The sequence below is a fragment of the Myxococcus vastator genome, from assembly GCF_010894475.1.
In the GTDB taxonomy this organism is placed as follows: domain Bacteria; phylum Myxococcota; class Myxococcia; order Myxococcales; family Myxococcaceae; genus Myxococcus; species Myxococcus vastator.
In genome coordinates this window covers 1-5,966 of sequence record NZ_JAAIYB010000495.1, presented here as the reverse complement: position 1 = coordinate 5,966, position 5,966 = coordinate 1, and the positions used below count along the sequence as shown (strand labels likewise).

Annotated in this window: 6 protein-coding genes; 1 reads left to right on the top strand and 5 read right to left on the bottom strand. The window is 68.6% G+C overall.

The genetic code is table 11. The features are described from left to right. The 4 genes from G4D87_RS32310 to ald form a co-directional block, all read right to left on the bottom strand. The coding region (locus G4D87_RS32310) for a response regulator (protein WP_163786539.1) at positions 1-752 on the bottom strand (752 nt) is incomplete at its 3' end. A 176-nt stretch (positions 753-928) separates the two neighbouring features. Next, positions 929-1,837, bottom strand: a complete 909-nt coding sequence (locus G4D87_RS32305) for an anti-sigma factor family protein (protein ID WP_163786538.1) — start codon at positions 1,835-1,837, stop codon at positions 929-931. Positions 1,838-1,859: 22 nt separating this feature from the next. Then, positions 1,860-2,501 (bottom strand): sigma-70 family RNA polymerase sigma factor, encoded by a 642-nt coding sequence (locus G4D87_RS32300; RefSeq protein ID WP_002636595.1) that lies wholly within the window; start codon positions 2,499-2,501, stop codon positions 1,860-1,862. Positions 2,502-2,743: 242 nt separating this feature from the next. Continuing rightward, entirely contained in the window at positions 2,744-3,868 is a 1,125-nt protein-coding gene (ald, locus tag G4D87_RS32295) for an alanine dehydrogenase (protein WP_163786537.1), read from the bottom strand. Between the two features lie 186 nt (positions 3,869-4,054). Here ald and G4D87_RS32290 point away from each other — a divergent pair, with 186 nt between their 5' ends. Next, positions 4,055-5,359 (top strand): radical SAM family protein, encoded by a 1,305-nt coding sequence (locus G4D87_RS32290; RefSeq protein WP_163786536.1) that lies wholly within the window; start codon positions 4,055-4,057, stop codon positions 5,357-5,359. 135 nt (positions 5,360-5,494) lie between these two features. On the opposite strand, the gene G4D87_RS32285 is transcribed toward G4D87_RS32290, so the two are convergent. After that, positions 5,495-5,966: response regulator (locus G4D87_RS32285; RefSeq protein ID WP_163786535.1), on the bottom strand; the 472-nt coding region annotated here is incomplete at its 5' end.

Sequence of the window (5,966 nt, the reverse complement as noted above, 5' to 3'; positions counted from 1 at the left end):
GCGCGGGGCGGCTCGGGAGGAGGCGCGGCCACGGGAGCGGGGGCGATGAAGCCAATCACCGTCTTCTCGTCGGAGTCATCCAGCCCCTCCAGCGGATCATCCAGGTCGGTGCCCAGCGAGTCGAGCGTGGAGAAGTCCTCCTCCATGCCTTCCACCACCGCCTCGGGCGGCGCGACGACGACTTCTTCCTCGAAGGACGGCGTCTCCTCGGGCGCGGACAGGTCGCCGAAGGCGGCGTCCAAATCCAACTCCTCGCCCGTGACGGGAGGCTCCTCCGCGGTCTCCACGGAGATCTCCTCGCCGAAGTCCGCCGTCATCGGCTCGTCGCCGAGCGCGTCCAGCGTGAGGCTCTCATCGACGAGGTCCTCGGAGGCGGGCAGCTCGGGGAAGCCGATCAGCGCACCCGCGCGCTCCACCAGTTGATCCGCGTCCACCGGCTTGGCGACGTACTCGTCGGCGTGGGCCTTCAGCTTGCGGTGCTGCGCGAAGCCGTCCGGGTTGCCGATGATGACGATGGGGACGTTCTTGAGGTCATCGTCCTTCTTCAGCTTGCCACAGATGAGGTAGCCGTTCTGCCCCGCGGACAAGTCCACCGCGAGCACCACGAGGTCCGGCCGTTCCCTGCGGATCTGCTCCACGCTGCCCTTGCCGTCGGTCGTCTCGTCGACCGTGAAGCCCCGGCCCTCCAGGGCCGAACGCAGGGAGGCGGAGAGCGCGGTGTCGCTTTCGACGATCAGGATTTTCTTCGACATGGAGGGACGGCCCGTCCTGGTGTGCGGCGCGCGCAAACGCCCTACCGGCCGCGACGCGCAAGGTGATGATGTGCGTCGAGGCTATCGGCCATGCGCGGGAGCGTCAATGTTCGGACCAGGCGGAATTCCGGCCGCCCGGGGAGCGGGCAGGCGCCGTCTCACAGCCGACGTTTCCGTCACTGAGGGTACGTCGGGTACGTCACCGGCTCCACGGAGATGGGAGGCCAGGCGTGCGGCGCGCGAGACGCGGGCGGGAGCGAATACAGCGGCTCGTCGGCCTCCGGCGCGGACTTGCGCGCGAGCTTCTCACCGCTGTCGCGCTCGGCGAGCATCTGGCGGATGTCGCTTTCGTCCATGTCCGTCACCATCTCATAGACGATTTCGTCGTCGCGCCAGGTGACGACGTTGAAGCCCTGCGCGGAGTCCACCTCCACGGCTTGCAGGGCCTGGAACTTCGGGATGACGACCTCGTTGTCGCCCGGGAGCACGAAGACGCCCAGGCGGCGGCTCGGCTCACCTTCGTTGTCCGGCAGCGTCTCGTAGCTGATGTACGCGACTTCGCGGCCGTTGAGGATGGAGATGCGCCCGCCCAGCGGCTTCGCCTTGGGGAGCTGCGGGACGGTGATGCGCGGATCCACCTTGTCCTTGAACCACTCCTCCACCTGCTCCGGCGCGTTGGAGGCAATCTCGAAGGGGAGCGCCTTGCTCTTGCTGTGGCGCTGCACCGCTTCCGTCCTGGCCGCGCTCAGGCGCTGCTCGGCGTGGAACGCGGCCCAGCCGCCGCCCACCGTCACCACCACCAGCGCCATGGCCCCGGCGCGCAGCCAGACGCCGAGCTGGACGCGGCGCTGCTCCTGCTTGAGGCCCACCTGGATGCCGGCCCGAAGCGAGGCGGGGGCCCGCATGCCCGAAACGGAATGGCGCGCGGCTCGCCGCAGCGCCTGCTGCATCTGCTTCTCTTCCTCCGCGCGGCGCCCGCAATCAGCGCACCCGGAGAGGTGGGTTTCGAGGTCCACTCGTTCCTCGGGCTGGAATTCGCCGTCGAGGTACGGATAGAGCAGCCGGTCGAGGTCCTGGCAGTTCATGGGGCGCGCTAGGAACCGGTTTCTAGCCTGTCTTCTTCCTGTTGCGATACTCTTCCAGGTCTGCGGGTGCGTTCACCGGCTCTCCGTCGTGCCGGAACACGCCCTGGCCCTCCGCGTACTCACGCAGGTTCTTCTGCAGGAGCTTGCGTCCGCGGAACAGGCGGCTCATCACCGTGCCCACGGGGCACTCGAGAATCTCCGCGATCTCCTTGTAGGAGAACTCCTGCAGGTCCGCGAGGATGACCACCAGCCGGAAGTCGATGGGCAGCGAGTCGATGGCTCGCAGCACATCGTCCGACAGGAGCCGGTCGAAGAAGTACTGCTCCGGGTTGGCCGCGAAGTCCGTCGCGTCCCGGCTCACGAAGCGCTCGTGGACGGCCTCGCGCTCCACGCCTTCGACCACCGTGCGCTCCTTCACCTTCCGCCGGTAGCGGTTGATGAAGGTGTTGGTGAGAATCTTGAAGAGCCAGGCCTTGATGTTCGTCCCGCGCTCGAACTTGTCGAAGAAGCGGTACGCCCGCATGCAGGTGTCCTGCACCAGGTCCTCGGCGTCGCGCTCGTTCTTCGTCAGGCGCAGGGCCGCCGAATAGAGCGGATCCAGGTGGGCGAGCGCCAGCTCTTCGAATTCCTGCTTCGTCCGGTTGGGTTGCCTGAAGTCCAACATGTCCCGCCTTCCAAGGGCCCGAAACAAAAGGGGAATGAGTTGTCGCTTACCCGCCAAATGTATGCACGGGAACAACCAGGGCAACAACGGCATCCCACGACACCCGCCCGGACGCCCGCTTCGGGAATACACGACGCCGGCCGGGGAAACTTATTCCCCAGCAGAGATAACGGACGGGGAGGCCGGATGTCGTCATCCGAACCTCCCCGCCAGGAACCACGTCGTTTGCCTGCTTGCCGGGCTTACTTGCCAGCGAGCGCGTCGGTGATGGGCATGTAGGGGTAGCCCATGTCCTTCGCGACGGCCTCGTAGGTGACGTGGCCGTTGTAGGTGTTCAGCGCACGCGCGAGGGCGCGGTCGGACTTGACGGCCTCCACCAGGCCCAGGTCGGCGATCCTGCGCGAGTAGGGGCGGGTGACGTTGGTGAGGGCGTAGGTGGACGTCTGCGGCACGGCGCCGGGCATGTTGGCGACGCAGTAGTGGACGACGCCGTGGACCTCGAAGGTGGGGTTGTCGTGGGTGGTGGGCTTGCACGTCTCGATGCAGCCGCCCTGGTCCACCGCCACGTCGACCACCACGGCGCCCGGGGTCATCTCCGCGATGAGGGCCTCGGAGACGAGCTTCGGGGCCTTGCCGCCGGGGATGAGCACCGCGCCCACGACGAGGTCCGCCTCGCGCACGGAGCGGGCGATGCTCTCCGAGTCGGAGGCCAGCACGCCGACGCGGCCGAGGAACACGTCATCCAGGTAGGTGAGGCGCTCCATGTTGACGTCGAGGATGGTGACCTCGGCGCCCATGCCCACCGCCACCTTGGCGGCACACAGGCCCACCACGCCGCCGCCAATGACGGTGACGCGGCCGCGGCGCACGCCGGGCACGCCGCCCAGGAGGATGCCCTTGCCGCCGTGGGCCTTCTCCAGGCACCGGGCGCCCACCTGGATGGCCATCTTTCCGGCCACCTCGCTCATGGGCTTGAGCAGCGGCAGGCTGCCATCATCCGGCTGCAGCGTTTCGTAGGCCACGGCCGAGGCCTTCTTCTGGAGCAGCGTCTTGGTCAGCTCCGGATCCACGCCAGCCAGGTGGAAGTACGTATAGATGATCTGACCGGGCTGGATGCGCGCGTACTCGGGCGCGATGGGCTCCTTGACCTTGATGATCATCTCCGAGCGCTTCCAGACCTCGTCCGCGGTGGCGACGATCTGCGCGCCGACGCGCTGGAACTCCGAATCGGGGATGCCGGAGCCAACGCCGGCGTTCGTCTCGATCAGGACCGTGTGACCCGCGGTGATGAAGGCGCTCACGCCAGCCGGCACCATGCCTACGCGGTACTCGCGGGTTTTGATCTCCTTGGGAACTCCGACGATCACGACTGCCTCCGAGAGGGGGACGTAAAAAGCGCGCGGACCCTAACGAGGGCCCCGGGGGGAATCAAGGCGCGGGCGGACAGCCCCGCATGGGCGCCATTCGCGGCGAACACCCCCTGAAGACATGACGCGAGGCGTTGGATGCGATGCGTGATGAAGCGCGCGCCGCTCGTGTTAGTTACCCGGGACATGACGTCTGCCCCGAAGCTCCTATTCGCGGACCCCAAGGGACGGGTGATGGAACATCCGTACCTGCTCGCCACGCTGCGCAGCGGCGAAGAGCTCGTTCCTCCGCAGGACAAGCCCATCGCGCTGCCGTCCGCCGGGCGGCTCGTCCACCTGCCGGGCCGCCTCCCGGTGGGGCTGCATCCGGAGACGGGGGAGCTGGAGCTCGTCCGGGAGATGAAGTTGGGGGGCAAGTCGTTTGTCCCCAACGCGGTGGGCGCGCTGCTGCCCCCGGGCTACACGCGGACGTTCCTCCCCGGCGAGGTGAAGGGCAGTGGCCCCGTGCTGCCGCAGTGGGCGTACACCGCCGCGGCCTGGGTGGGAGAGGGGCCGGTGGCGTGGGCCATCCACACCGACCGTCGCTCCCACTGGGACCCGGAGCGGTTCTCCACGCCGGACATGAAGGACCTGGTGGCGAAGCACCTGGCGCGCTTCCCGGACAACCGGGTGCTGAAGCAGCTCAAGACGTGCGCGATGCTCTACCGGTGCTTCACGTCGCAGAACACCTTCTACGTGCGTGACGAGGCCGCCATCCCCGCGTCCGTCATGTGCAACGCGCGCTGCGTGGGCTGCATCTCCGACCAGCCCGCGGACGGCCCGCCGGCGTCGCACGAGCGCATGGATGACGGCCCCACGGGAGAGGAGATGGGCCAGGTGGGCCTCTTCCACCTGGCGCACGCGTCGGGCCGCACCATGGTGAGCTTCGGCCAGGGCTGCGAGGGTGAGCCGCTCACGCGCTGGAAGCAGATTGCGGAAGCCATCCGCTACATGCGGGAGCGCACGCAGGCGGGCTCCATCAACATCAACACCAACGCCAGCCTCACGCGCGGCCTGGAGGCCCTCTTCGACGCGGGGCTGGACGCCGTCCGCGTGTCGCTCAACTCGGCGGTGAAGGACCTCTATGAGGCCTACTACAAGCCGGTGAAGTACGGCTGGGAGGACGTGGAGGCCTCCATCGCCCTGGCGCGTGAGCGCGGCGCGTACCTGGCGCTGAACCTGCTGCTGTTCCCCGGCGTCACCGACCGCGAGGGCGAGGTGCGGGCCTTGGAGCGGCTGGTGAAGAAGTACCGCGTGGACCAGGTGCAGACGCGCTCGCTGTGCATCGACCCGCTGCAGTACCTGGACGTGGCGCGCGAGCGCGGCGCCGGAGGCGAGCCGGTGGGCATCCGTACGCTGCTTCAGCGGCTGAAGGCGGCGCGCCCGGGGCTCATCGTGGGCAACTTCGCGCGCGGGCTGGAAGAGCGCGAGAACGCGGCCGGGCGCCGGTAGCACCTCCTGGCGGGCGGGGGAGGGCGTTCCCTCCGCCGCCGGCCGGGAGCCCCGGTGGGGCTCCTTCCGCGGGAGGCAGGTGGCGCGGCCTCGGGGGCAGCACGCCGGGAGGGGCCGTGACGCGGTCCCAGGGGACTACTCGTTGCCGGTGGGCATCAGCTCCTTGGCCACCAGGTTGCCCATCACCGCGTCCTTGGGGATGTAGCCGTCAGCGCCCGCCTCGCGGCAGATGCGCTGCAGCTCCTCGACGTTCTCCCCCGAGCACAGCAGCACCTTGATGCCCTTGAAGAGGCTGTTGCTCTTGATGAAGCGGCAGAACTGCTCGCCGTTCACGTTGGGCATGCGCACGTCCAGCAGCACCAGGTCCGGGCGCGTCTGCTTCTTGAGGATGATCTTCGTGGCCTTGTCGGCGGTGTCGGCGACGTGGACCTCGAAGCCCTTGGCCACCAGGTCCGCTTCGATGATGCGGGCCGTCATCTCGCTGTCATCCACGATGAGGATGCGCGGCTTGCGCCCGCCCGTGGTGGGCGCGGGCTTGAGGCCGCCCGCCGCCGCGGTGACTGGGGCCGGAGCCGGCGCGGTGGGCGCCGCCGCGGGAGCCGCGGCC

Bases quoted from the DNA above. Each gene is read 5' to 3' on its own strand.
- G4D87_RS32305 (WP_163786538.1), bottom strand. From the start codon at position 1,837: ATGAACTGCCAGGACCTCGACCGGCTGCTCTATCCGTACCTCGACGGC.
- G4D87_RS32300 (WP_002636595.1), bottom strand. From the start codon at position 2,501: ATGTTGGACTTCAGGCAACCCAACCGGACGAAGCAGGAATTCGAAGAG.
- G4D87_RS32290 (WP_163786536.1), top strand. From the start codon at position 4,055: ATGACGTCTGCCCCGAAGCTCCTATTCGCGGACCCCAAGGGACGGGTG.